Raw genomic sequence first — 23312 nt, 5'->3', positions numbered from 1 at the left:
TCGCATCCGTCCCGGTGACGGGTGGCGCCGAGTAGTTTCTGCCGTATGCATGCGACGGGACGCTTCGAGGGTTACGGGGTTCTCATCACGGGCGCGGCGCGCGGGATCGGCGCGGCCACGGCCCGGCGGCTGGCCGAGGAAGGGGCGAAGGTACTCGTCACCGACGTGGACGCGGAGGCGGCCGAGCGGACCGTGACGGAGTTGCGGCAGCGCGGGCAGGCCGTCGAGGCGTACCGGTGCGACGTCGGGGACCGGGAGTCCGTCGAGGCGGCCGTCGCGTACGCGGTGACGGCCCTCGGTTCGCTCGACGTCCTGGTCAACAACGCCTTCGGCTGCAGCCCGGACGCGCCGCTCTTCGAGGACACCCCCGACGAGACCTGGGCCCGCGACCTGGACCTCACCCTGACCGGCGCGTTCCGCTGCGCCCGCGCGGCCCTGCCGCACCTGGTGGCCTCGGGACGCGGCGCCATCGTCAACATCGGCTCCGTCAACGGCCTCCAGCACTTCGGCAGCCACGCCTACAGCGCCGCCAAGGCCGGTCTCGGCTCGCTCACCCGTACCCTCGCCGGTGACGCCGCGCCCCGTGGCGTCCGCGTCAACCTGGTGGCCCCCGGCACGGTCCGCACCCCCGGCTGGGCGGGCCGCGAGGCCCACTTGGACGACCTCGCCGAGATCTATCCCCTGGGCCGTGTCGGCGAGCCGGCCGACATCGCGGCGGCCGTGGCCTTCCTCGCCTCCCGGGACGCGGCGTGGATCACGGGCACCACCCTGCCCGTGGACGGTGGCCTGCTCGCCATCAACACGGCGTTCGCCCGGGCGGCGCGGGCCTGGCGGGACGAGGAGCGGGCGTAAGCCTTCGGGGCACGGCTCCGCGACGGTGATCAGGCCCGCGACGGCGGTCACGGCTCCCCGACGGCGATCAGACCCGGCGACGGCGGTCACGGCCTCGCGGCGGTGGTCACGGCCTCCGCGGCCGTGACCACCGTTTCGAGAACCCGTTCCGTGTCCGCCGTCGTCGTGCGCCAGTTGCTGAACGCGGCTCGCAGCGCGTGCGTCCCACCGAGGACGGTCGGGGTCACGAAGGCCTCGCCGGAGACGGCGATCGCCCGGGCCAGGGCCTGGACCCGTTCCCGGGTGGGCCGTTCGGCGAGGGTGAAGCAGACGACGTTCAGCCGGACCGGTGCGACGAGGGTCAACCCCGGCGCCTGTGCGAGGCGTTCCCCGAGGGCGCGGGCCAGCGTGACGTTGCGCTCGACGATCTCGCGGTGCCCCGCCCGGCCGTACGCCATGAGGGAGAACCAGGCCGGGAGGGCGCGCAGCCGACGGGAGTTCTCCGGAGTGAGGTGCAGGAAGTCGGGCTCGCCGGTGGGGAGGCCGAGGTACGGGGAGTCGTTGCGGAAGACACGCACCTGGAGGTCCCGGCGGCGGGTGAACTGGACGGCGGCGTCGTAGGGAACGTTCAGCCACTTGTGGAGGTCCACGCAGATCGAGTCGGCGGTGTCGAGGCCGTCGACGAGATGCGCGTACGACGGCGACAGCGCGGCGAAGCCGCCGAACGCGGCGTCCACGTGGAGCCAGAAGTCGTGGCGTTCCTTGAGTGCGGCGATGGCGCGCAGATCGTCGAAGTCGACCGAGTTGACGGTCCCGGCGTTGGCCACCACGATCGCCGGCCGCCCGTCCAGCGCCTCCAGGGCGGCGGCGAGGGCCTCCACGTCCACGGCCTCACGGCCCCCGGACAGCAGGGGGACGGCACGCAGCCGGTCGCGGCCGACGCCGAGCACGGAGAGCGCCTTGGCGATGCTGGAGTGGGGGCTGCCGGACAACACGTCGACGGGACCGAGAGCGGCGACGCCCTCTTGGGACACGTCCACGCCCAGCCGTTCGCCGAGCCACTCGCGGGCGACGGCGAGCCCCACGGTGTTGGAGACGGTCGCACCGGTCACGAAGGCACCGCCGTACTCCCCGCCCAGTCCGAACAACTCCCGCAGCCACCCGAGGGTCTGCCGTTCCAGAGCGCTCGCGGAGGAGTCCTGGTCACCGGAGACGTTCTGGTCGTAGGCACTGGTCAGCCAGTCCCCGGCGACGGCCGCCGGGGTGGCCCCGCCGGTGACGAAGCCGAGGTAGCGGGGCCCGGCCGAGCCGGAGAATCCGCCGGCCCAGCGCTCGGCGAACTCCGCCAGGGCTCCTTCCGCGCCGACGCCCTCGACGGGGAGCGGCACGGTCCCGGGCGGCCCGTCGAGCCGGGCGACGGACCGCTCCGCGAGACCCGCCACCTCCTCTGCGGCGAAGTCACGGGCGGCCTGCAACAGTTCGGGAAGCCGGGAGAGATCGTCGGCGAGTACGGAGTCCATGATCGGCAGCGTAGGGCGGGAGTCGACCGTGGTCCCGGTCCACCTGCGGAGAACTGGCCCTGTCGACGGGCGGACGGGTGGGACGGGCTGACGGCGGACGGGCGACCGGGCACGGGACGGCATGGCTCTCCTTCGCATTCCTGTAATTCCCCGAGGGGTCGATGGCGAATGGTGCGCCTATTCCGACCCTCCGGGCAAGCGCTTCCGGGAATTACCGGAAGTTACTCCGGCGTACCCTTGTGGCAGAAAGCGTCAAGGTGTCTGAAAGGCTGCCATAAGTGCACGATCCGGACAGCGTCGAAAAACTTCGTTGAGGCTTGAACGGCGCCCGCGTTCTTCGCGTATTCGACGGCGTGAGCAGGAATCCCGTTACCGTCACCGTCGCGTACCAGGTGGTGCCGGGGCGCGAGGCCGACTTCCACTCATGGGGGTGGGCCGCGCTGCGTACAAGTGCGCAGCAGCCGGGTTTTCTGGGGGGTGGCGTACTCGTCGACGGAGAGGCTGAGTGGCATGTGGTCTACCGCTTCGACAGCGAGAACTCGGCCCGGACCTGGGAGAATTCCGTGGTCTGGGCTCAGTGGTCGGCCCGCGCCGACGGACTGGCACAGGAGACCGGCCGTCGGAGCATCGTGGGTTCCCGGGCCTGGTTCGACTCCCAGACCGCCCGGGCCCCGACGCCGGCCGGCCCTCCGGGGCCACCCCCGAAATGGAAACTGTGGTTGGTGAATTCCGGTGCGGTCTTCCCGCCCGTGTTCTTGTTCAACCAGGCGATACTTCCCTATCTCAACGACCTGAATCCGCTTTTCCGTACACTTCTGCTGTGTCTGACCGTGGCAGCCATCGTCACCTGGATTCTCATGCCGAGACTCCAGAGATTCTTGAAGAAATGGCTGTACCCGCCGTTGCAGGCGTTGCGCGGCCGGCACAAACGACGGACCGCCTAGGTCCGAGAACGAAGAGGGGGGTGGGCGGGTGAAGACCCTGCTCATCGACAATTACGACTCGTACACGTACAACCTGTTCCAGCTGATCGCCGAGGTCAACGGCGAGGAGCCGGTGGTCGTGCTCAACGACGCTTCGGCCGACGACATTCCGGATCTGGGAGAATTCGACAACGTGGTGGTGTCGCCGGGACCCGGCCACCCCGCGGAACGGCGTGACTTCGGAATCGCCGCCCGGCTGATATCCGAGGCCGAGATCCCCGTGCTGGGCGTCTGTCTGGGCCACCAGGGCATCGCGGTGGGGGAACACGCCGATGTCGAGCCCGCCCCGTGGCCCCGCCACGGGCACCTGTCCACGGTCCGGCACGACGGCCGCGACCTGTTCCGGGGCCTCCCGCAGAACTTCACGGTCGTCCGCTACCACTCGTTGTCCGTGCGCGAGCCGTTGCCGCCGGCCCTGGAGGCGACCGCCTGGTCCGAGGACGGCGTCCTCATGGGTCTGCGTCATCGCGAACGGCCGCTGTGGGGCGTCCAGTTCCACCCCGAGTCGATCCTCACCGACCACGGTCACCGGCTGCTGGTGAACTTCCGCAACCTCACGGCGGAACGGGCCGGCAGCCCTCGCACCAAGAACACGGCCGTCGCACCCGTCACGAACACGCACCACACCGCGCTCACCTCCCTCGCGGGCGCGATCCCCCGCCCCCGCCGGGCGCCGGGCGCCGGGTACCGACTGCACACCCGTCGCATCGCCGGAGCCGTCGACGCCGAGGCCGCCTTCACCCGGATGTACGCCGACGCGCCGCACGCCTTCTGGCTGGACAGCTCCCGCGTCGAGCCGGGCCTGGCGCGGTTCTCGTTCTTCGGCGACGGCAGTGGCCCCCTCGCCGAGGTCGTCCGCTACGACGTCGACAGCGGCAGTTGCGAGATCGAACGGGAGGGCCGGCCCACCCGCAGGGTCCAGGCGAGCGTCTTCGACTATCTCAAGCGGCAGCTGGCCAGCCGCAAGGTCGACGCGACGGGTCTGCCCTTCGACTTCACCGGCGGCTACGTCGGCTACTTCGGCTACGAACTCAAGGCCGACACCGGCTCCGAGAACCGGCACAAGGCCGAGACCCCGGATGCGGCCTGGCTGTTCGCGGACCGGCTGATCGCCGTGGACCACCAGGAGGGGCACACCTACGCGGTCTGCCTCTCCGAGGACACCCCGGCGGCGTCCCGCGAGGCCGGCGACTGGCTCGACACCGCGCTGGCCCAGCTGACCTTCGTCGGCTCGGACCCCACGGTCCCCCTGAGGGCCGCCACCGCGCCCTACCCGCGCGCCGCCGAACCCTGGCTGGTCCGCGACCGCGCCACCTACCTCGCCGACATCGAGGCCTGCAAGGCGGAGCTGAACGCGGGCACCAGCTACGAGGTCTGTCTGACCAACGCGGCCCGGTTACCCGCTCCCTACGACCCGTACGACTTCTACCGGGTGCTGCGCCGCGTCAACCCCGCCCCGTACGCAGCCTTCCTCAGGTTCGGCGACCTCGACATCGCGGGCTCGTCGCCCGAGCGGTTCCTGCGCATCACCCGCGACGGCATCGCCGAGGCCAAGCCCATCAAGGGCACCGCACCCCGGGGCGCCGATCCGCACGAGGACGACCGGCTCCGCGACGAACTGGCCGCCGACGCCAAGACCCGCGCCGAGAACCTGATGATCGTCGACCTGCTCCGCAACGACCTCGGCCGCGTCTCCCGGACCGGCTCCGTGAAGGTCACCCGCCTGATGGCCACCGAGACCTACGCCACCGTGCACCAGCTGGTCTCCACGGTGGAGGGCAGGCTGCGCGAGGGCACCGACGCCGTCGACTGCGTCCGGGCCTGCTTCCCCGGCGGCTCGATGACCGGAGCACCCAAGCTGCGCACCATGGAGATCATCGACGCGCTGGAGACCGAGGCGCGGGGCGTGTACTCGGGAGCCCTCGGCTACCTCGGGTGCAGCGGCGGCGCGGACCTCAACATCGTCATCCGTACCGCCGTGTTCCAGGGCGGCCGTATGCATCTGGGCGCGGGCGGCGCGATCGTCCTCGACTCCGATCCCGCCGCCGAGTACGACGAGATGCTGCTGAAGACGGCGGCACTGATGCGGGCCCACCGGGAGCACGCCTCCGCCCCCGCCGTCACCGAGGAGCCGACGCGATGACGATCACGACGACGTCCCGGCCCACCCGGCAGTCCGCCGACGCGGGCGCCCCCGGCAACCTCGCGGCCCATCTCGCCGCCCTCGTCGAGCGACGCGGCTGGGCCGACCGCCCGGCCTTCCACCAGGGCCACCGGGCCTGGTCCCACGGAGAGATCCACGACCTCGCGGCCCGCACCGCCACCGTCCTCACCGATCACGGCGTCCGCCCCGGCGACCGCGTGCTGCTCGCCCTCCCGGACTCCGTCACCTGGGTCACCACGTTCCTCGCCCTGGCCCGCCTGGGCGCGGTGGCGGTCCTGGTCAACCCCGAACTCACCCCGCCCGAACTGCAGTTCATGGCAGAGGACACAAGGGCGGCCCTCTGGGTGACGGGGCCAGGGGTCGACGGTTACATCCCCTCGCCCCGAACGGCGCATTGGACCGCGACCCCTGCGGCTCCGCAGCGCGGGCGGGACCAGCCACCGACGACCCGCACCGGGAACATGTCCGAGCCGGCGCGGCGCCTCGGTGCCGACCAGCTGACCGCCCTGAGTGCGACAGCCGCCCCCACCACCCGCGCCCACCCCGTCGACGCCCACACCCCCCTCTACATCCAGTACACCTCCGGAACCACCGGCCACCCCAAGGGCGTCGTCCACGTCCACGGCGACCCCAAGACGTACCACGACCTCATCGGCCGCCGGCTCCTGCGCATCACCCCGGACGACGTCACCCTCTCCGTCTCCCGGCTGTACTTCGCCTACGGCTTCGGCAACGCCCTGGTCTTCCCGCTCTTCTCCGGCTCCTCCGCCGTCCTCGCCGACCGCCGTCCCACCCCCGCGGCGGTCGACGAACTCGTCGCCCGGCACCGGGTGACCCTCCTGTACTCGGTGCCCTCGGCGTACGCCGCCCTCGTCACCGACCGGGCCGACGGCCACCAGGACTGCTTCGCCTCGGTGCGCGCGGCGGTGTCGGCCGGCGAGGGCATGCCCGCCGGACTCGGCAAGCAGGTCACCGAACTGCTCGGCGCCCCCGTCCTCGAACAGATCGGCTCCACCGAGGCCGGCCACGCCTTCTGCGCCAACAGCTTCGACCACAACCACCCCGGTACGGTCGGCCGCCCCGTCCCCGGCTTCGAGGTGGAACTCCGCGACCGCGCCGGCCATCCGGTGCCGGAGGGCGAGGCGGGCGAACTCTGGGTACGCGGACCGACGGTGACGCCCGGCTACCTCAACCGGCCCGAGGAGACCGAGCGCACCCTCGTCGGCGGCTGGCTGGCCACACGGGACCGGGCCGTCCGCGAACCCGACGGCACCTACCGCCACCTCGGCCGCGCCGACGACATGGAGATGGTCGGCGGCATCACCGTCTCCCCGCTGGAGGTGGAGGCGCTGCTGCGCACCCACCCCGGTGTCCGGGACGTCGCCGTCGCCGCCGTCACCGACGAACGCGGCGCCAGCAGGCTCCGGGCCTTCGTCGTCCCGGTCCCGCCCATCGGCGTGGGCCTGGAGGCCGAACTGATCTGCATGGCCCGCGACCGGCTCGCCGCCTTCAAGGTCCCCCGCAGCGTCAGCTTCGTGCCCACGCTGCCCCGCACCGCGACCGGCAAGCTCCGCCGCCACCTCGTCCGCCAAGGAGCGTGGTGAGCCATGGCCGGCACCCTCGTCCCCGCAGAAAGGTCCGCCGCCATGCGCGACCGGCTCCACACCGACCGGCAGCCCGCCCTCTCCGGCCGCGGCTTCTACCTGGGCTCGATGTTCAGAGAGGCCGCCGACCGCCACGGCCCCGTCTTCGTCACGCTGGACCGGCCCCTCGACGTCGACCCCGACAGCGGGACCGACCTCTCCTACACCGCCCTCGCCGACCTCGTCGACGAACTCTCCGGGCGCCTGTGGGAAGCGGGCGTGCGCCCCTCCGAGGAGGTGGTCGTCCACAAGACCGACAACGTCGACATCGTCCTGCTGACCTGCGCGGTCTCCCGGATCGGCGCCGTCCCCGTCCTGCTCTCGCCCGGCCTCGCCGGCCCGGTGGTCGGACAGCTCCTCGAACGCCTGCACAACCCCTGGCTGATCACCGACCGGGCCAAACTCGAAGGCCCCCTGAAGGACGTCGACCTCACCGGCCTGGTCCGGCGCACACTCGGCGTCGACGACGCCCCGGGCGCCGAACCGCTGCGGAAGTACGTGGGCGCCCCGACCCCGGCCGCGGTCCGCCTGCACCCCCGCGACGCCTCCCTCATCACCCACAGCTCGGGCACCACCGGCCTGCCCAAGCTGGCCGTGCACTGCCCGAACACCATGTGGAACCGGCTCGTCCCGCAGAAGGCCATGGGCTGGCCCACCCGGGGCGAGACCGCCGCCCTGCACATGTCGTTCGTGCACTCGCGCTTCTACCATCTGCTGGGCGTGCTGCTGCACTTCGGCAGCCCGCTGCTCCTGATCGTCGACCCGGAACCGTCGAACGTCGGCCCGCTGCTGGCCCGCCACCGCCCCGGCATCGTCGAGACCCACCCCAACACCTTCGTCCTGTGGGAGGAGTTGGCCGACGCGCCCGGCGCCCCGCTGTCCCGCGTCCGCTCCTACGGCTCCACCTTCGACGCCATCCATCCCCGGACCGTGCAGCGGCTCCTCGGCGCCTCGCAGCGGCGCTCGCCCTGGCTCATCCAGCTGTACGGGCAGAGCGAGACGGGCCCGGTCGCCTTCCAGTGGTTCACCCGCAGGAGCGCCGCACGCGCCGACGGCCGCCGGGTCGGCATCGGCATCCCCGGCTTCACCCGTGTCCGGGTGGCCGACGACGCCGGGCGGCGGGTCGCCCCCGGCACCGCCGGCCGGATCGAGGCCCGCACCCGCGGCCGCATCCTCACCTATCTCGGCGCCCGGGAGCGCTATCTGCGCCAACTCGACGGCGGCTGGTGGCAGATGGGCGACATGGGCTACCAGAGCCGCTGGGGTGCCCTCTACCTCATCGACCGCGAGATCGACCAGATCGACTCCGTGCACAGCAACCTGGAGGTCGAGGACACGCTGATGTCCCGCCTGGAGGAGCTGCGCGAGGTCGTCATCGTCCCCGGCGCCGACCGCGAACCCGTTCCCGTGGTCTGCGTACGCGGCGAACGGCCCCTGGATCTGCGGCGCTGGCACGAGGCCACGGCCGATCTGCCCACCATGGCGGCGCCGAGGCAGTGGCGGTTCGACGAACTGCCGATGACCTCCACCTGGAAGGTCAAACGCGTCGAGATCACCCGCATGCTCGCCGAGAGCACCCGCGCATGACGCCCCCCGTCCTCGTCGTGGGCGCGGGGCCCGTGGGTCTCTCCGCCGCCCTCGCCCTGCGCGCCCACGACCTCCCCGTCACCCTGCTGGAAGCCGACCCCGAGGGCCGTGAACGCCCCGGCAGCCGCGCCCTGTTCGTGCACCGCGAGACCCTGCAACTGCTGGAGGAGATCCATCCCGGGCTCGCGGTCGAGATCGCCGCCTACGGGCGGACCTGGCACACCAGACGCACCCTCTACCGGGGCCGTGAGGTCTACGCCCGCACCTTCCCGCCGCCCACCGGCACCCCGCCCTTCACCAGCCTCCGCCAGGTCGACACCGAGCGTTTCCTGCTCGCCGCCTGCCGGGAGGCCGGGGTGGAGTTCGTGTGGGACGCCCGGATCACCGCCGTACGGACCGGCCCGGAGGGGGTGACGCTCACCGGCGAGGACGGCCGGACCTGGACGGGCCCCCACGCGGTCGCCGCCGACGGCGCCCGCTCGGCGGTACGCCGCGAGTTGGGCATTCCGCTGGAGGGCACCCACGGAGAAGGCTTCCACGTCGTCGTGGACGTCGCCGACATACCCGGGGCCGAACTGCCGCTGGAACGGGTCTTCCACTACGAACACCCGGCGCTCGGCGGTCGGAGCGTCATGCGGGTGCCGTTCACCGGCGGCTTCCAACTCGACCTCCAGTGCCGCGACGACGACGCGACGCAGGAGTACGGCACCCGGGAGGCCGTACGCCGCTGGCTGCCCGAGGTCGTCGGCGACGGCTACGGCGAGCGGATCCTGTGGGTGTCCACCTACCGCTTCCTGCGCAAGGTCGCCGCCGACTTCACCGACCCGCACCGCCGGGTGCTGCTGGCCGGCGAGGCCGCGCACCTCTTCCCGCCCTTCGGGGCACGCGGCATGAACAGCGGCATCGCGGACGCGGTCGCCGCGGCCCGCGCGATCGCGGAGGGCACCCCCGACGCGGTCGGCTCCTTCGCCGGCGTCCGGCGCGAGGCGGGTCTGTTCAACAGCGCCGCCGCCGGCACCGCCCTGGACCATCTGCGGCCCCGGCGCCGTATCGTCCGTGTCAAGCAGCGGGCGGCGGCGGCCCTCGCCCCGATGGTGCCCCGCTGCGGAGCCTGGCTGGAGCACGCACCCTACGGCCCCCGGCACGGCCCCCCGGTCGGCGCCGGCCGCAAGTACTGAACCGGTCGCGAGCACCGAACCGGCGAGCGACTCGCACCACCCGCGGGACTCGCACGGCCGTGGAACATGGAACCGAAAGACCGACAGGAGCACCGAGTGACACAACCCGCCATCGCGGAAGGTCTGCTGACCTGGTCACCCGAACACGGCCTCGTCCCCGGCCAGGCACAGGGCGGACGCCTCCTCGTAGCGGACTCGTGGCTGCTGCGCGACGGACGGGTGCGCGGCTTCGACCGGCACCGCGAACGGTTCGTGCGGTCCTGCGGCGAGTGCGGCGCGCCGCCCCTGACGCGGGTCGTCGACTTCTGGCAGGACATGACCCGCGCCCTGCCGCGCACGGGGGAGTGGTTCCCCCGGGTGGAACTCGCCTCCGGGTCACTGGAGTTGAGGCTGCTGCTCCGGCACGCCCCGCCCCGCACGGCCGAGATCCGGGTGTGGGCGGCGGGGCAGCCCGACCCGCGCACCGTGCCCCGCCGCAAGGGGCCGGACCTGGACGCCCTGGCCCGCGTGCGCAGACGGGCCTCCGGCGCCGACGCCGACGAGGCCGTGCTGATCGCGCCGTCCGGTCTGGTGCTGGAGGCCGCCAACTCCAGTCTGCTGTGGTGGGAGGAGGACACCCTCTGTCTGCCGCCGCCCCGGCTGCCCCTGCTCGCCGGCGTCACCACGGCCCTCCTCCTGGAACACGCAGCCCGCACCGGAGTCCGCGTCGCCCACCGCGAACGCTCCCTGGCCGAGCTGGACGGCCGCGAGGTGTGGCTCGTCAACGCCCTGCACGGCATCCGCCCGGTCGCGGCCTGGACCGGCCGGCCGATGACACCCGGCCGGGCGGTCCAGGCACCGAAATGGCGACGATGGCTGGACGGGCTCATGCAGCCACTGCCGGAACTCTGAATTCACAGCGATATACGGGCGCGGAGAAGCGCCGGGCCGAAAGGAATTCGGCCCGGCGCTGACGGCGTTCACTGAATTGTGGATGAATCTTCGAGAGCCTTCCCCCGGAGTCCGGAATGCCGGACTCCGGGACTCCGCGACTACTTCTGGACGGGCTGGTAGGCCCCCGGCACCATCCGCGTGGCGATGGCGATCCGGTTGTACGCGTTGATCACGGTCGCCGCCCAGATCAGCGCCGCGACCTGCTCCTCGTCGAACACCTCGGCGGCCTCGGCGTAGACCTCGTCGGGGACCTGGCCGTCGTGGACCAGTGTCACGGCCTCGGTCAGCGCCAGGGCGGCGCGTTCGCGGGCGGTGAAGAACGGGGTCTCGCGCCAGGCGCTGAGCGCGTAGATCCGCTGCTCGGTCTCGCCCTGCGCACGGGCGTCCTTGGTGTGCATGTCCAGACAGAACGCGCAGCCGTTGATCTGCGAGGCGCGAATTCTGATCAGTTCGAGGATCTCGGGCTCGACCTTCGCGTCCCGGGCCGCGGAAACGGCGGCACCGTGCAGGGAGCCCATCGCCCCGGAGGCATCGGGGGTAATTTTCTTCAGTGCCACGCGAGTTATGGATTCGCTGTTGCTCATGGGGGTAACCCTATATCCGAATTCCCGGCTGTGTAACTGTTTCGTCTCAGCGTGGGCTCTCCCACAACCGTCGCCGCCGGTCGCCTGTCTAGGCAGGCAGGACCTACAAAACACTCGAAAGGGAAAGGGCCGTCATGGGGGACATAGGCAGAAGAGGCGCCGTCGCGCTCACGATCACCGGACTGCTGACACCGCTCACGCTCGCGCTGGGCACCGCGCCCGCGCAGGCGGCGAGTTGTACGACGTCGACGGGGCCGTACCAGAAGCAGGTCGAGAAGTTCCTCGGCCGGCCGGTCGACGGCAAGCAGTCCGCCGCCGACTGCAAGGCGATCAAGGCCTTCCAGACCAAGCACGGCATCACCCCGAACATCGGCTACGCGGGATCCGTCACCTGGGGCGTGATGGACCTCATGAACAAGCAGAAGGCCGTGGGCAAGAACCCCAACAAGGCCGGCAAGTGCCCGACCAACAAGGGCCGCATCGCCTGTGTGAACCTCACCCTCCAGCTCAGCTGGATCCAGGACGGCAAGAAGCTCGTCTACGGCCCCGTCCCGGTCCGCACCGGCCGCGACGGCTACGAGACCCGCACCGGACTGAAGAAGATCTACTGGCGCAACATCGACCACGTCTCGTCGATCTACCACGTGCCCATGCCCTACGCCCAGTTCTTCGACGGCGGCCAGGCCTTCCACTCCGTGGGCGTCAGCATGTGGAACCCGCCCGGCTCCCACGGCTGCACCAACATGACGAAGACCGACGCCAAGAAGTACTGGTCGCTGCTGAAGAAGGGCGACGACGTCTATGTGTACGGCCGCAAGCCGGGCACCTGACAGATCGCCAGGAGCCCGGCCGGCGACGGAGGCGGAACGTCACGCCTCGGGGGCGTCCCCGAAGTCCGGGATCTCCAGCCGTACCCCACCCTGCCGCGCGGACTCGTGCGCGACGATCCCCGGCAGGGTGTAGCGGGCCGCGACCCAGGCGTTCACCGACGGCAGGGTGCGGGTGTTGACGGCGGTCACGAAGTCGTCCACCAGGAAGTGGTGGCTGCCCTCGTGCCCGTTGTGCAGATGGTCGAACTCCCTCGGCAGCCGCGACCGGTCGTGCACCGGCGCCGAACCGGAGGTGAAGGCGGCCCGCAGATCCGGCGCGATGTGCTGGAGCGAGGGGTCGTCGGGGGACAGGGTGGGCTTGGGCTCCAGGAGTTCACTGATGTCCTCGACGCCCTTCTTGTCCTGCCAGAACGCCACCGTCGCGAGCTGCTCCATGCTGGCGTCCGTGCCGAAGAACCGGAAACGCGACTCCCGTATCTGCGAGGGGTAGCCGACCCGCCGGAACTCGTTCGTACGGAACGAACCTCCGCCCGCCACCTCGAACAGCGCGGTCGCGTTGGAGAAGTCGTTGCCGAACTGGCTGACCTCCTTGTCGAACACCCCGTCACCGCGCCCGTCCACGACGCCGATCGCGGAGACGCTGACCGCGTGCGTCCGCCAGGCCCCGAGCACCCCGCCCACCGAGTGCGTCGGGTACAGCAGCGGCGGATAGCTGGCGGTCCGCTTCCAGTCCTCGCCGCCGCTGTACTGGTACGCCTCGTAGAACCCCAGATCCATGTCGTGGACGTAGTCGCCCTCGGCGTAGAAGAGCCGCCCGAACGCCCCCTCCGCGATCCGGTTGCGGGCGTGCACGGTCGCCGGGTTGTACTGGCTCGTCTCACCCATCATGTACGTCAGCCCGGTCGCCCGGACAGTGTCGATGATCGCCGCGATCTCGTCGGCGGTGATCGCCATGGGGACCGCGGAGTAGACGTGCTTGCCGGCGTTCAGGCCCTGCAGCACCAGCGGCCCGTGCGTCCAGCGCTGGGTGAAGATCGCGACGGCGTCGACCGCCTTCGACTCCAGCATCGCCTCGTACGAGGGGAAGGCTCCGGCCAGTCCCTGGGCGGTCACGAGGGCTTCGGCCCGCTCGGGCAGCAGATCGGTGACGTAGACGTCGCCGACGCCGGGGTGCGCCTGGAACAGCGTGGCGAACTGGCCGGAGAACTGGCCGGCGCCCACGATGCCGAGGGAGAACGTCATCTGAGGAATGTCCTTCACTGGTCGAGAATCAGGTTGATCTGGTCGTTGGTCTCGTCGAGTCCGCTCACGGGCGCCCCGTTGCCGTAGATGTCCTCCATCGCGGGCTGCATGAGCGCGGTGACGTCCGCCGCGTAGTTGGTGATCGGATAGGAGAAGGTCCGGAAGTCCTGCTTGTCCGCCACCGGTTCGGTGAAGGCGGAGACGTCGAGGCCCTTCTTCTCGTACGCCGCGACGGCGGCCTCGGTGCCGGCCGGGGTGGCGGGGAAGACGACGCCGTACCGGCCGACCGTGCTCTGGCAGGCGTCGGAGGCCAGGTACGCCACCCATTTCCGGGCCCCCGCCTTGTTCTTGGAAGCCTTGGTGATGGAGTCGGCGAGGCCGTTCATCATGGTGGCGCGCTTGCCGGTGGGGCCGGCCGGGGTGAGGGCCGTGCCGATGTCCATGCCCTTGAAGCCCGCATAGGTGGAGATCATCCAGGCGCCGTCGAAGGTGGCCGCCGCCTTGCCGGCCGCCACCTGGGTGTTGGCCTGGTTGGACTGGACGTTGTAGTCGGAGAAGGGCACCATGTAGCCCTTCTCCGCCAGCCCGAAGTACCACGAGATCACGGACTGGAAGGTCTCGCTGTCGTAGCGGTACTTCGTGCCCCAGCGGGCCTTGTCCGTGTAACTCCATCCGGTCGATCCGGTGAAGGGGCTCCACTGGGTCTGTCCGTCGGCGTAACCGCCGCCGTTGCTCGCCAGGCCGTAGACCTTGACGTCGTTCTTGTCGAAGCCCGGTTCGTCGCCCCGCCTGCCCTTGCCGTCGACGGTGAGGCGGGCGACGGCCTTCTCGAAGGTGCCGCCGTCCTCGGGGTTCCAGGAGAGGTCGTTCAGCTCGTCGGCGGTGAGGCCGGCGTCCTTCGCCAACTCCTTGTTGTAATAGAGCGCGACGGTGTCCCAGTCCTTCGGGGAGCCGTAGCGCCGGCCGTCCTGGCCGATCCAGTTGGCGGCGAGGCCCGGCTGGTAGTCGGAGTCCTCGATGCCCAGGTCGTCGAGCGGTTCCAGCACCTCCAGATCGGCGAACTGGCCGAACTTCTGGATGTGGTCGGTGAAAACGTCCGGCTGGGTGCCCGCGATGAACCCGGCGGTGAGCTTGGTCCAGTAGTCGCTCCACCCCAACTGGCTGATCTTCACCCGCAGTCCGGGGTTCTCCTTCTCGAAGTCCTTGGCGCAGGCCTGGTAGGCGGGCAGCTGGTTGGCGTCCCACAGCCAGTACGTCACCGTGTTCGAGGACGCCCCCGTGCCGTCGCCCTGGGCGCAGCCGGTCACCAGGGACAGCGTCAGCGCCCCGGCCCATGCGGTCAGCGTACGAAGTCGCATCTTCGGTTCCCTCACTTGATCCCGGTGAAGCCGATGGAGCTGACGATGCGGCGGGCGGAGGCGGCGAAGAGCACCAGCATCGGCAGCGCGGCGATCAGCGTCGCCGCCGTGAGCCCCGACCAGTCCACGCCGGTCGCCGGGGTCTGCGCCCGGAAGATCGCCAGTGCCACCGTCAGCACCCGCGAGTCGTCGCTGTAACTGACCATCAGCGGCCAGAAGTAGTCGTTCCAGGAGGTGATGTACGTCAGCACGGACAGGGTGAGGATCGGGGTGGCCGCCATCGGCAGGATCACCCGGAAGAAGATCCTGATCTTCCCGGCGCCGTCCAGCAGCGCCGCCTCCTCGACCTCGTGGGGGATGTTCATGAAGAACTGCCGCAGGAAGAAGACCGCGAACGGTGTCATGAAGAGGCTGGGCAACGCGATGCCGAGGAGCGAGTCCACCAGGTGCAGTTGCTTGATGAGCACGAAGTTCGGCAGCAGGGTGAAGATGGTCGGCACCATCAGCCCGGCCAGGAACAGCCCGAACACCTGGTCACGGCCCCGCCAGCGCAGCCGTGCGAAGGCGTAGGCGGCCATCGCGGAGAAGAGGATCTGGCAGCCGGTGATCAGGGTCGACACGATCACCGAGTTGAGCAGGTACCGCCAGAAGTCGAGTCCGCCGCCGGCCCCGCCCTGGGCGATCGCCTCCTCGGCGGACTGCAGGCCGAGGGCCCGCTCGAAGCCGCTGCCGGTGAGATCGACGGGCAGCGGGTTCGCGGGGTCCGCGTTCAGTCCGGCGTTGGTGGAGAGCGCCGTGCGCAGGATCCAGTAGAAGGGCAGCAGGGTGATGAGCACGATCAGGCCCATCACGGTCCAGGCGGCGGCCCGTCCGACGGAGAGCCGGCGCTTCGCCGGACGTACGGTCGGCCGCGTCGTCGGGGGCGCGGCAGGTGTCGCCGGTGTGGTCATGGTGGCCATGCGGGTGTCTCCCTTCCGTCAGCCGAGGTTGCTCTGTCCGGCCCTGGTGAGCCGGTACTGCAGGACGGTGATGGCGCTGAGCACGACCAGCAGGGCGACGGACATCGCCGAGGCGTAGCCGAACTGGAAGCGGCCGAAGGCGGAGCCGTAGATGTAGTACTGCAGGACGTTCGTGGCGTTCGCGGGGCCACCGGCCGTGGTCACCGCCACGGTGTCGAACACCTGGAACGAACCGATCACCGTCATGATCAGCACCACCGCCAGCACCGGTCGCAGCAGCGGCATGGTGACCCGCCAGAACATCCGCCACTCGCTCGCGCCGTCCACCCTGGCCGCCTCGTACACGTCGTTCGGGATCGCCTGGAGCCCGGCGAACAGGAGCAGCGCGGTGTAGCCGACGTGCCGCCACACATTGATCAGGGCGATCGTGGGGATCGCCCAGGTCTCGTCGGCGAGGAACGGGATGCGGTCCGCGCCGAGCGCGCCGATGATCTCGTTGCCGATACCCAGCTGGGTGTCGAGGATCCACAGCCAGACCAGACCGGCCACCACGTTGGACATCAGATACGGCGTGAGCACGATGCCGCGCAGCAGCGCCGACTGGGTCAGCCGCTGGAGCAGTACGGCGATGGCGAGCGCGGCGACCGTCTGCACACCGATGTTGAGCACCACGTACTCGACCGTGACGGCCAGCGAGTCCCAGAAGATCGGGTCGTTGACCATCCGGACGTAGTTGTCCAGGCCCACCCACTCTGCCGGGGTGAGCAGGTTGAAGCGGGTGAAGCTCAGGTAGATGCCGCGCAGGGTCGGCCAGAGCAGGAAGACCAGGAAGCCGAGCATCGCCGGGGCGATGAAGACGGCGGCCAGGAGGCCGTCGCCCCGTTTGCGGATCGGTGGACTGCTGGAGGCGATGGTCATCGGTGCTCCCTCATCGGCGGCGTTGCCTCAGACTCAGGCCACTTACTTTTGTCGCGAAAGAATTATGGCGTCAAGAGGTGGGTCAGCATCTTTTGGAAGGGGCTTGCGCTGGACTAGGGTGGGCCTGTTGTTTCCGTCACGAAAGAAACAAGGTGTGGGAGTCTGACCCTCATGACCGCACTCGCTGCCAGCTGGCTGCCGCTCAGTCCCGGAGAACGCGCGGTGGCGATCGAGGTGCTCGTGCACGGCCCGCTCTCGCGCACGGAACTCGCCCGGCGCCTCGGCCTGTCCGCCGGAAGCCTCACCCGGCTGACCAAACCGCTGATCGAGTCGGGGCTGCTGGTCGAGACCGCCGAGGGGGCCGCGCTCCCCGAGGTCCGGCAGGGGCGCCCCTCGCAGCCGCTGGACATCGTCGCCGAGTCACGCACCTTCGTCGGCTTCAAGATCACCGACGACATGGTGTACGCCGTGGTCACCACGCTCCGGAGCGAGATCGTCGCCCGCCACGACCGTCCGCTGCCCACGCGCGAGCCGGAGCGGGTCGCCGACCTGCTCGCCGAGATGACCGCCGAACTCGTCCGCGCGCACCCCTCGCTCGCCGGTATCGGCATCGGGGTCGGCGGGCTCGTCCGGCGTCGCGCGGTGGTCGGGGAGTCGCCCTTCCTGGCGTGGCGCGACGTGCCGTTGGCGGCACTCGTCGAGGAGCGCACCGGGCTGCCGGTGGTCGTCGAGAACGACGTCGCCGCGCTCGTGGAGGCCGAGACCTGGTTCGGCGCGGGGCGCGGGCTGGACCGGTTCGTCGTCCTCACCATCGGTGCGGGCATCGGATACGGGCTCGTCCTGGGTGGCAGGCGCGTGCCCTATGCCGAGGAGGACCGGGGGTTCGGCCGCCACTGGATCGTGGACCCCTCCGGACCGCTCACCCCCGACGGGGAGCGCGGCAGCGCCGTCTCGCTACTGAGCATCCCCAGCATTCGGTACCAGGTGCGGGCGGCGACCGGGCGTGAGGTGACGTACGAGGAGATCCTGGACGGCGCGGCCGAGGGGGAACCGATGTGCGCGCGGGTCGTCGGCGAGGCGGGGCGGGCGCTGGGAATCCTGGTGGCCCAGATCGCGAACTTCGTGATGCCGCAGAAGATCCTGCTCGCGGGGGAGGGAGTGGGGCTGATGGCGGTGGCGGGGGAGGCCGTGCACGAGGCCGTCCGCGCTCATCGGCATCCGCTGGCCGCGCCCGTGCCCCTGGAGACGAAGGTGTCCGACTTCCACGACTGGGCGCGGGGGGCGGCCGTGCTGGCCATTCAGGTCCTCGTGCTCGGAACGACGGAGCCGTAAACGCAGAGTGATCAGCTTCACGGTCCGTAATGTCTGAAGTGGCACCTTTACTCACATCGGCTTCACGTTCGAGGACATATGGTTTACACCATGTCCACTACCCCTGATGTCGTCCTGGAAAGAGCGGAAGTACCGGCGCGAACGGCCGCCGAGGTCAACGAGGAGATCCGGGCGCTCTGGTTCCGGAGCGGTGGGACGTTGAACAGGGAGCAGCGGAGCGAGTACGAGCGTCTGGTCCTCGAGTGGGCGGCCGCCTCGTAGGTCGTCGGCCGCGGGCCGGTGGGGGCTGGTCGCGCAGTTCCCCGCGCCCCTTCGGGGCGCGCCCTTCGAAAGGGCGCGCCCGACCCGGATCTAGCCCCAGCTCTGTGAGTACTGGCGGCGGTATGCCTGGCGGTCCTGTTCCGTGCGGATGAAGCGGGTGGCCGCCAGGGCGACCATGCTTCCGGCGATCACCAGCAGGCCGGGGCCGACGTTGCGGGGGTCGGCGAGACGGTCGAGGAGGTCGGAGGCGGCCTCGATGGACTCGACGGATTCCACGGCACCCGGTTCGGCGGAGCCCGGGGCGGCGGCACCCTGGGAGTCGTCCTCGGAGCCGTCGGCCGCGGCGGTCGGTTGGGCGGCGGACTGCGGCAGACCGTTCAGCTGGACGCCGAGGTCGTCGAGGGCGTCCGACAGCGGCTGGAAGAACGTCGTACCGCCCGCGTCGCAGTCGCCGTTGCCGCCCGAGGTCACCCCCAGCGCCACTCCTTCCGAGAAGAGCGGGCCTCCACTGTCGCCCGGTTCGGCGCAGACCGTGGTCTCGATGAGACCGGTGACCGTGCCCTCGGGGTAGTTGACCGTGGCGTCGAGGCCGGTCACCTCGCCGTTGCGGAAGCCGCTGGTGCTGCCGCTGCGGAAGACCCGCTGGCCGACCGCCGCGTCACCGACGGAGGTGATGCGCACGCCGCGGCCGTCGCCGACGGAGACGACGTTGGTCTTGTTGCTCGGCGCGTCCTGGAGGTACTGGACGAGCGAGTAGTCGGCGCCGGGGAAGTTGGTCTCGGTGGTCCGGCCGATCTCCTGCCGGCCCTGGTCGTCCGAGAACCAGACGGAACCCTCGGGGCCGCAGTGCCCGGCGGTCAGCATGAAGTCGTTCTCGCCGTCGGTCACGTTGAAGCCGATCGAACAACGCCCGCCGGTCCCGAAGATCGGCTGCGCGCCGTTGAGCCGCATCGTGTACGCGCCTTCGGTGCGCTCCATCCGTACGGAGCCGCCGATCTCCTCGGCGAGGTCGGTCAGGCTCGACCAGTCCTTCTTGGAGACGGTGCTGTCGGCGCGCACCACCACCTCGTTGGAGGCGGGGTCGATCGACCAGGAGGTGCCCGGCACCCGGGGTGCCGAACGCAGCGCCTCCGTGGCGGACTTCAGGTCCTCGCCGCTGTACTCGACCATTTTCGGGCGGGCGCCCGCCTGCTCCACCTCGGCGGCGGCCTTCTCGTCGGTGACGGCGACGACCGGGCTGCCGTCCTCGGCGATCCAGGTGCCCGCGGTCCGCTCGGAGCCGAGTTCGGTCAGCAGACCGTTTCCGGTGCCGGACGCGGACAGCACCGCGCTCGGGGTCGCGGGCGGGGTGACGGCGGGTTCGGTCGCCATCGCCGCCTGCGTGACCATCAGGGCTCCGCAGATCACTCCACCGGCGGCCGTCAGCCGCACCACCCGCTTCACGACTCGTCGTCGTGCGTGCCTCATCGCCTGGCTCCCGAACCCCGTCCGACACGGTGTCAACACCGCCAGGGCGTCCGGTCCTTGAGCGCCCTCCTTTCATACGTGCGGTGGTCGGCACATGTTCACCAGTCCGCGTCGACGTATCCCAACGTCCGGTTCATGGCGATCGCACGGTCGTTGGCCGGGTGGTGGACCGTCCGGACGGTGCTCACCCCGCAGATCCCGGCGAACCCGATGCCGAAGGTCTTCATGGCCACCGAGATGCCCCGGCCGCGATGCCCGACCCGCACTCCGGTCATCTCGTTGAACACGAACCCCGAACCGCGCCGGTCCGAGGTGGCAGCCATGCCGATCCACCGGTCGCCGTCGAGGGCCAGCACGACACCGCGCGGATCGTAGGAGGGCACCTCGAAGCGGAGCCGGTGGTACTCGTCGTACGTGAAGAAGGCGCCGCGCTCGGGGATGTCGGCCGAGCACTCCTTGTTGAGTTCGTACAACGCCCGGCGGTGCTCCGGGGTGTCGCCGAGTTCGGAGAGCGTCGTCAGCCGGATGCCGGAGGTCCGGCACTTGTCGACGTACGGCTGGAAACGTGCCAGGTCGAAGTCGTCGACGTCCAGTTGGAGCCGGACCGGGTCGGTCGTCATCAGCGCTTGCCTCCCACTCCGCAGTACATGGCCACTTCCGCCGGCTCGCCGGTGTCCTCGTCGGTGGGCTCCGGGCGCCAGCGCGAGCACGAGACGACGCCCGGTTCGAGGAGGTCCAGTCCGTCGAAGAAGCGGGCCACCGTCGCGGGGGTGCGCTGGTTCAGTCGCGGGGTGCCGTGCTCGTTCCACCAGGCCGCCGCGATGTCCACGTCGGGCCACCGCGGGTCGGTGACGGTGTGCGAGAGCATCAGATGGCTGCCGGCGGGCAGGGCGGCCATGAGGCGGCGCACGATGCCGTGCGGGTCCTCGTCGTCGGTGACGAAGGCCAGCACGTCGAGCAGCATCAGCGCGACCGGCCGGGTCAGGTCCAGGGTCCGCGCGGCGTGTTCGAGGATCGAGTCGACGTTGCGCACGTCCTCGTCCACGTGGTCGGTACGCCCCTCGGGCGCGCTCGTCAGCAGGGCCCGGGCGTGCACCAGGACCAGTGGGTCGTTGTCGACGTAGACGATCCGCGCGTCCGGGAGGACGCGTTGGGCGACCTCGTGGGTGTTCTCCGCCGTCGGCAGCCCGGCGCCGATGTCCAGGAACTGGCGGATCCCCACCTCGGCGGCCAGATGGCGCACCGCCCGGCGCAGGAAACGCCGGTCCGCGCGGGCGTAGTCGTGGATGCTGGGATGCAGTCGGCGTATCTCGTCCCCGGCCTTGCGGTCGACCTCGTAGTAGTCCCTGCCACCGAGCCAGTAGTTCCAGATCCGTGCCGCGCTCGGCCGCGTGGTGACGATGCGCCGGTTCAGCGACGAGGAGGGGAAGTCCGAGGCTGCCGGGTTGTCCGTCACGGCATCAACTCCTGGATCTTCTGTGAAGGTGCTTTCGTCCAACGGGCAATGTAGACCCGCCGGTTGGTGTTTGCCGACAGTTCGGCGATCTTCACAGCCCCCGCAGCCCGCTCCCCGGCCGTCGTCCGGCCGAAGAAGGTTCGTCGGGACCTCTCTACTAATCAGTAACTCTTAGGTAGTCTCCCGGCCACTGATGGGCATGACCATGACCAGTGCGGCGAAGGTTCCGACGACCTCGCCGCTTTGACATGAGAAAAAGGGGACGAACATGACAGCAAGCGGTGTGGGACGCCGCATCACCACGGTCGCCACGGTGGCCGTACTGGGCCTGGGCGCTTCGATGACCGCGGCCGTGCCGGCCGCCGCGGCGCCGAGCACGGCCGCGGTCGTCGCGGCCACGGCCGCCGAGGTGGACTACGCGACCTGGCAGAAGGACGTGAAGGCCGTCATCGACACGGCCACGCCCTACATACAGCAGCGCACCGCGAACTCCTCGGGGCAGAAGCTCGCCATCGTCTTCGACATCGACAACACGACGCTGGAGACGCACTACACGCCCTGGTACCAGTTGCCGACCCCGGCCATGAAGCCCTCCCTGGCGCTGGCCAAGTACGCCAAGTCCCGTGGGGTCGACGTCTTCTTCGTCACCGCCCGCCCGGGCATCATCGAGTCGCTCACCGAGTGGAACCTGGAGAACGTCGGCTACCCCGTCGACGGCCTCTACGTGCGCGACCTGCCCGACCTGTTCGCCGAGGTCGCCGCCTACAAGACCGCCTCACGCGCGGACATCGAGTCCGACGGCTACACGATCGTCGCCAACGTCGGCAACAACACCACCGACCTCGTCGGCGGCCACGCCGAGCGCACCTTCAAGCTGCCCGACTACGACGGACTGCTGGACTGACGCCGCTCCACCGTTCGTTCCTCGGGGCACGGCCGTCACGGTCTCTTCGCCGGCGGCCGTGCGCCTAGACTCCGGCCATGGCTGACGAAACCACGCTCGACGCGCTCGGCGCGGGTAAATACCTGCTGGTCACCACCTACCGCAAGAACGGCACCACCGTGCCGACACCGGTGTGGGTGGTGCGGGACGGCGACGCGCTCGGCGTCTGGACGGTCGCCGACTCCTGGAAGGTCAAGCGCATCCGGAACCGCGCCGACGTCCTCGTCGGCCCCTGCGACCTGCGCGGCAACCCCACCGGCGACTCCGTCCCCGCCCACGCGGAGATCCTCGACACGGCCGGCTCCGCCGCCTACCGCCGGCTCATCGCCCGCAAGTACGGCGTCCTCGGCCGCCTCACCCTGCTCGGCAGCCGACTGCGCCGGGGCGCCGACGGCACGGTCGGCCTCCGGATCACCCTCTCGCAGTGAACCTCACACGCCGTCACCCGCGTGCCCCGTCCGCCACGCCCACGCCGCGATCTCCACCCGGTTCCGCGCCGCGAGCTTGAGCTGGATGCTGCCGAGGTGGGTCTTGACCGTGGAGAGGGACACGAACATCGAGGCGGCGATCTCCGCGTTGGTGTGCCCCAGCGCGACCAGGCGGACGACGTCCCGTTCCCGTTCGGTCAACGCCTCCTGGGGGCCCGGGACTTCGGGACCGGGCCGGCCCTCCTTCTCCGCCGTCACGTGCTTGAGGAGCCGGACCGTCACCGACGGCGACACCAGCGCGTCGCCCACCGCCGCCGCGCGAACGGCCTCGGCCAGCAGGGTCGGCCCCGAGTCCTTCAGCAGAAAACCGCAGGCGCCGCCGCGCAAGGCCCCGTAGACGTACTCGTCCAGGTCGAACGTGGTCACCACGACCACCCGCAGCGGATCGACCACACCCGGACCGGCCAGCAGCCGGGTCGCCTCCAGGCCGTCCAGCTTCGGCATCCGGATGTCCAGCAGACACACGTCCGGCCGCACCTCACGGGCCAGCCGCACGGCCGTCTCGCCGTCGGCGGCCTCGGCGACCACGGTGATGTCGGGCTGCGCGTCGAGGAAGAAACGGAAGCCGGTGCGGACCATGTCCTGGTCGTCGGCGATCAGGACCCGGATCGGGCTGCGGTCGTTCATGGGCGCAT

General features: G+C 70.5%; 22 protein-coding genes. 12 read left to right on the top strand and 10 right to left on the bottom strand.

Going from position 1 to position 23312, the window contains the following annotated elements; translation table 11 throughout:
* Positions 1–45 precede the first annotated feature (45 nt).
* Positions 46–852 carry an SDR family NAD(P)-dependent oxidoreductase gene (locus tag K1J60_RS02270; RefSeq protein ID WP_220644660.1) on the top strand — a complete coding sequence of 269 codons (807 nt, stop codon included), beginning with the start codon at positions 46–48 and terminating at the stop codon, positions 850–852.
* Positions 853–938: 86 nt separating this feature from the next.
* Here the strand turns inward: K1J60_RS02270 and K1J60_RS02265 are convergent, their stop codons facing one another.
* Positions 939–2351, bottom strand: coding sequence for a pyridoxal phosphate-dependent decarboxylase family protein (locus K1J60_RS02265; protein ID WP_220644659.1), 1413 nt, complete (start codon positions 2349–2351; stop codon positions 939–941).
* Positions 2352–2668: 317 nt separating this feature from the next.
* Here K1J60_RS02265 and K1J60_RS02260 point away from each other — a divergent pair, with 317 nt between their 5' ends.
* The 6 genes from K1J60_RS02260 to K1J60_RS02240 all read left to right on the top strand — a co-directional run bounded on the left by K1J60_RS02260 (position 2669) and on the right by K1J60_RS02240 (position 10797).
* The gene (locus K1J60_RS02260; RefSeq protein ID WP_220644658.1) at positions 2669–3295 is read left to right on the top strand and encodes an antibiotic biosynthesis monooxygenase; all 627 of its coding nucleotides are present in this window, start codon (positions 2669–2671) and stop codon (positions 3293–3295) included.
* 28 nt (positions 3296–3323) lie between these two features.
* The gene (gene pabB, locus K1J60_RS02255; protein ID WP_220644657.1) at positions 3324–5477 is read left to right on the top strand and encodes an aminodeoxychorismate synthase component I; all 2154 of its coding nucleotides are present in this window, start codon (positions 3324–3326) and stop codon (positions 5475–5477) included.
* On the top strand, positions 5474–7102 hold the full coding sequence (locus K1J60_RS45555) for a benzoate-CoA ligase family protein (protein WP_259407518.1): 1629 nt from the start codon (positions 5474–5476) through the stop codon (positions 7100–7102). The genes pabB and K1J60_RS45555 overlap by 4 nt, the downstream gene beginning before the upstream one ends.
* A 3-nt stretch (positions 7103–7105) precedes the next feature.
* Complete coding sequence (locus K1J60_RS45550) at positions 7106–8728, top strand: class I adenylate-forming enzyme family protein (RefSeq protein ID WP_259407517.1); 1623 nt, start codon at positions 7106–7108, stop codon at positions 8726–8728.
* Complete coding sequence (locus K1J60_RS02245; protein ID WP_220644656.1) at positions 8725–9906, top strand: FAD-dependent monooxygenase; 1182 nt, start codon at positions 8725–8727, stop codon at positions 9904–9906. The genes K1J60_RS45550 and K1J60_RS02245 overlap by 4 nt, the downstream gene beginning before the upstream one ends.
* Before the next feature lie 96 nt (positions 9907–10002).
* Positions 10003–10797: an aminotransferase class IV gene (locus K1J60_RS02240; RefSeq protein WP_220644655.1), complete on the top strand. Its 795-nt coding sequence runs from the start codon at positions 10003–10005 to the stop codon at positions 10795–10797.
* A 140-nt stretch (positions 10798–10937) separates the two neighbouring features.
* Here K1J60_RS02240 and K1J60_RS02235 read toward each other — a convergent pair whose 3' ends face one another.
* Positions 10938–11423, bottom strand: coding sequence for a carboxymuconolactone decarboxylase family protein (locus tag K1J60_RS02235; protein WP_220644654.1), 486 nt, complete (start codon positions 11421–11423; stop codon positions 10938–10940).
* Positions 11424–11557: 134 nt separating this feature from the next.
* Here K1J60_RS02235 and K1J60_RS02230 point away from each other — a divergent pair, with 134 nt between their 5' ends.
* A complete protein-coding gene (locus tag K1J60_RS02230; RefSeq protein WP_220644653.1) occupies positions 11558–12253 on the top strand; it encodes a L,D-transpeptidase family protein in 696 nt (231 codons plus the stop codon).
* Between the two features lie 39 nt (positions 12254–12292).
* Here K1J60_RS02230 and K1J60_RS02225 read toward each other — a convergent pair whose 3' ends face one another.
* From K1J60_RS02225 to K1J60_RS02210, 4 genes are read right to left on the bottom strand one after another with little or no spacing between them, the layout of a single operon-like run.
* Positions 12293–13495 (bottom strand): Gfo/Idh/MocA family protein, encoded by a 1203-nt coding sequence (locus K1J60_RS02225; RefSeq protein ID WP_220644652.1) that lies wholly within the window; start codon positions 13493–13495, stop codon positions 12293–12295.
* A gap of 14 nt (positions 13496–13509) precedes the next feature.
* Positions 13510–14853: an ABC transporter substrate-binding protein gene (locus K1J60_RS02220; RefSeq protein WP_220644651.1), complete on the bottom strand. Its 1344-nt coding sequence runs from the start codon at positions 14851–14853 to the stop codon at positions 13510–13512.
* An 11-nt stretch (positions 14854–14864) separates the two neighbouring features.
* The gene (locus K1J60_RS02215; protein WP_220644650.1) at positions 14865–15812 is read right to left on the bottom strand and encodes a carbohydrate ABC transporter permease; all 948 of its coding nucleotides are present in this window, start codon (positions 15810–15812) and stop codon (positions 14865–14867) included.
* An 18-nt stretch (positions 15813–15830) separates the two neighbouring features.
* The gene (locus K1J60_RS02210; protein ID WP_220644649.1) at positions 15831–16730 is read right to left on the bottom strand and encodes a carbohydrate ABC transporter permease; all 900 of its coding nucleotides are present in this window, start codon (positions 16728–16730) and stop codon (positions 15831–15833) included.
* A 171-nt stretch (positions 16731–16901) separates the two neighbouring features.
* Between K1J60_RS02210 and K1J60_RS02205 the strand changes: the two genes are divergently transcribed.
* Positions 16902–18062: an ROK family transcriptional regulator gene (locus K1J60_RS02205; RefSeq protein WP_220644648.1), complete on the top strand. Its 1161-nt coding sequence runs from the start codon at positions 16902–16904 to the stop codon at positions 18060–18062.
* Between the two features lie 78 nt (positions 18063–18140).
* Complete coding sequence (locus K1J60_RS02200; RefSeq protein ID WP_020115084.1) at positions 18141–18323, top strand: hypothetical protein; 183 nt, start codon at positions 18141–18143, stop codon at positions 18321–18323.
* 90 nt (positions 18324–18413) lie between these two features.
* Here K1J60_RS02200 and K1J60_RS02195 read toward each other — a convergent pair whose 3' ends face one another.
* The 3 genes from K1J60_RS02195 to K1J60_RS02185 form a co-directional block, all read right to left on the bottom strand.
* Positions 18414–19790, bottom strand: coding sequence for a S1 family peptidase (locus tag K1J60_RS02195; protein ID WP_220644647.1), 1377 nt, complete (start codon positions 19788–19790; stop codon positions 18414–18416).
* A gap of 98 nt (positions 19791–19888) precedes the next feature.
* Complete coding sequence (locus tag K1J60_RS45545; RefSeq protein ID WP_259407516.1) at positions 19889–20410, bottom strand: GNAT family N-acetyltransferase; 522 nt, start codon at positions 20408–20410, stop codon at positions 19889–19891.
* The gene (locus K1J60_RS02185) at positions 20410–21246 is read right to left on the bottom strand and encodes an SAM-dependent methyltransferase (protein WP_220644646.1); all 837 of its coding nucleotides are present in this window, start codon (positions 21244–21246) and stop codon (positions 20410–20412) included. Before K1J60_RS02185 ends, K1J60_RS45545 begins: the two co-directional genes overlap by 1 nt.
* A 268-nt stretch (positions 21247–21514) precedes the next feature.
* Here K1J60_RS02185 and K1J60_RS02180 point away from each other — a divergent pair, with 268 nt between their 5' ends.
* Positions 21515–22150, top strand: coding sequence for an HAD family acid phosphatase (locus K1J60_RS02180; RefSeq protein ID WP_220644645.1), 636 nt, complete (start codon positions 21515–21517; stop codon positions 22148–22150).
* Positions 22151–22227: 77 nt separating this feature from the next.
* Positions 22228–22617, top strand: coding sequence for a PPOX class F420-dependent oxidoreductase (locus K1J60_RS02175; RefSeq protein ID WP_220644644.1), 390 nt, complete (start codon positions 22228–22230; stop codon positions 22615–22617).
* Positions 22618–22620: 3 nt separating this feature from the next.
* Here K1J60_RS02175 and K1J60_RS02170 read toward each other — a convergent pair whose 3' ends face one another.
* Positions 22621–23304, bottom strand: coding sequence for a response regulator (locus K1J60_RS02170; protein ID WP_220644643.1), 684 nt, complete (start codon positions 23302–23304; stop codon positions 22621–22623).
* Positions 23305–23312 lie beyond the last annotated feature (8 nt).

Origin of the sequence: Streptomyces akebiae (genome assembly GCF_019599145.1) — a bacterium.
Classification (GTDB): domain Bacteria; phylum Actinomycetota; class Actinomycetes; order Streptomycetales; family Streptomycetaceae; genus Streptomyces; species Streptomyces akebiae.
The sequence above is the reverse complement of the archived record's forward strand: the minus strand, read 5'-3'. Positions and strand labels throughout refer to the sequence as shown.

Excerpts from the sequence above, each read along its gene's own strand:
- K1J60_RS02225 (WP_220644652.1), bottom strand. The coding sequence starts at position 13,495 with ATGACGTTCTCCCTCGGCATCGTGGGCGCCGGCCAGTTCTCCGGCCAG.
- K1J60_RS02180 (WP_220644645.1), top strand. The coding sequence starts at position 21,515 with ATGACAGCAAGCGGTGTGGGACGCCGCATCACCACGGTCGCCACGGTG.
- K1J60_RS45555 (WP_259407518.1), top strand. The coding sequence starts at position 5,474 with ATGACGATCACGACGACGTCCCGGCCCACCCGGCAGTCCGCCGACGCG.
- K1J60_RS02200 (WP_020115084.1), top strand. The coding sequence starts at position 18,141 with ATGGTTTACACCATGTCCACTACCCCTGATGTCGTCCTGGAAAGAGCG.
- K1J60_RS02210 (WP_220644649.1), bottom strand. The coding sequence starts at position 16,730 with ATGACCATCGCCTCCAGCAGTCCACCGATCCGCAAACGGGGCGACGGC.
- K1J60_RS45545 (WP_259407516.1), bottom strand. The coding sequence starts at position 20,410 with ATGACGACCGACCCGGTCCGGCTCCAACTGGACGTCGACGACTTCGAC.
- K1J60_RS02195 (WP_220644647.1), bottom strand. The coding sequence starts at position 19,790 with ATGAGGCACGCACGACGACGAGTCGTGAAGCGGGTGGTGCGGCTGACG.
- K1J60_RS02170 (WP_220644643.1), bottom strand. The coding sequence starts at position 23,304 with ATGAACGACCGCAGCCCGATCCGGGTCCTGATCGCCGACGACCAGGAC.
- K1J60_RS02230 (WP_220644653.1), top strand. The coding sequence starts at position 11,558 with ATGGGGGACATAGGCAGAAGAGGCGCCGTCGCGCTCACGATCACCGGA.
- K1J60_RS02270 (WP_220644660.1), top strand. The coding sequence starts at position 46 with ATGCATGCGACGGGACGCTTCGAGGGTTACGGGGTTCTCATCACGGGC.
- K1J60_RS02265 (WP_220644659.1), bottom strand. The coding sequence starts at position 2,351 with ATGGACTCCGTACTCGCCGACGATCTCTCCCGGCTTCCCGAACTGTTG.
- K1J60_RS45550 (WP_259407517.1), top strand. The coding sequence starts at position 7,106 with ATGGCCGGCACCCTCGTCCCCGCAGAAAGGTCCGCCGCCATGCGCGAC.
- K1J60_RS02205 (WP_220644648.1), top strand. The coding sequence starts at position 16,902 with ATGACCGCACTCGCTGCCAGCTGGCTGCCGCTCAGTCCCGGAGAACGC.
- K1J60_RS02215 (WP_220644650.1), bottom strand. The coding sequence starts at position 15,812 with ATGGCCACCATGACCACACCGGCGACACCTGCCGCGCCCCCGACGACG.
- K1J60_RS02235 (WP_220644654.1), bottom strand. The coding sequence starts at position 11,423 with ATGAGCAACAGCGAATCCATAACTCGCGTGGCACTGAAGAAAATTACC.
- K1J60_RS02220 (WP_220644651.1), bottom strand. The coding sequence starts at position 14,853 with ATGCGACTTCGTACGCTGACCGCATGGGCCGGGGCGCTGACGCTGTCC.
- K1J60_RS02175 (WP_220644644.1), top strand. The coding sequence starts at position 22,228 with ATGGCTGACGAAACCACGCTCGACGCGCTCGGCGCGGGTAAATACCTG.
- K1J60_RS02245 (WP_220644656.1), top strand. The coding sequence starts at position 8,725 with ATGACGCCCCCCGTCCTCGTCGTGGGCGCGGGGCCCGTGGGTCTCTCC.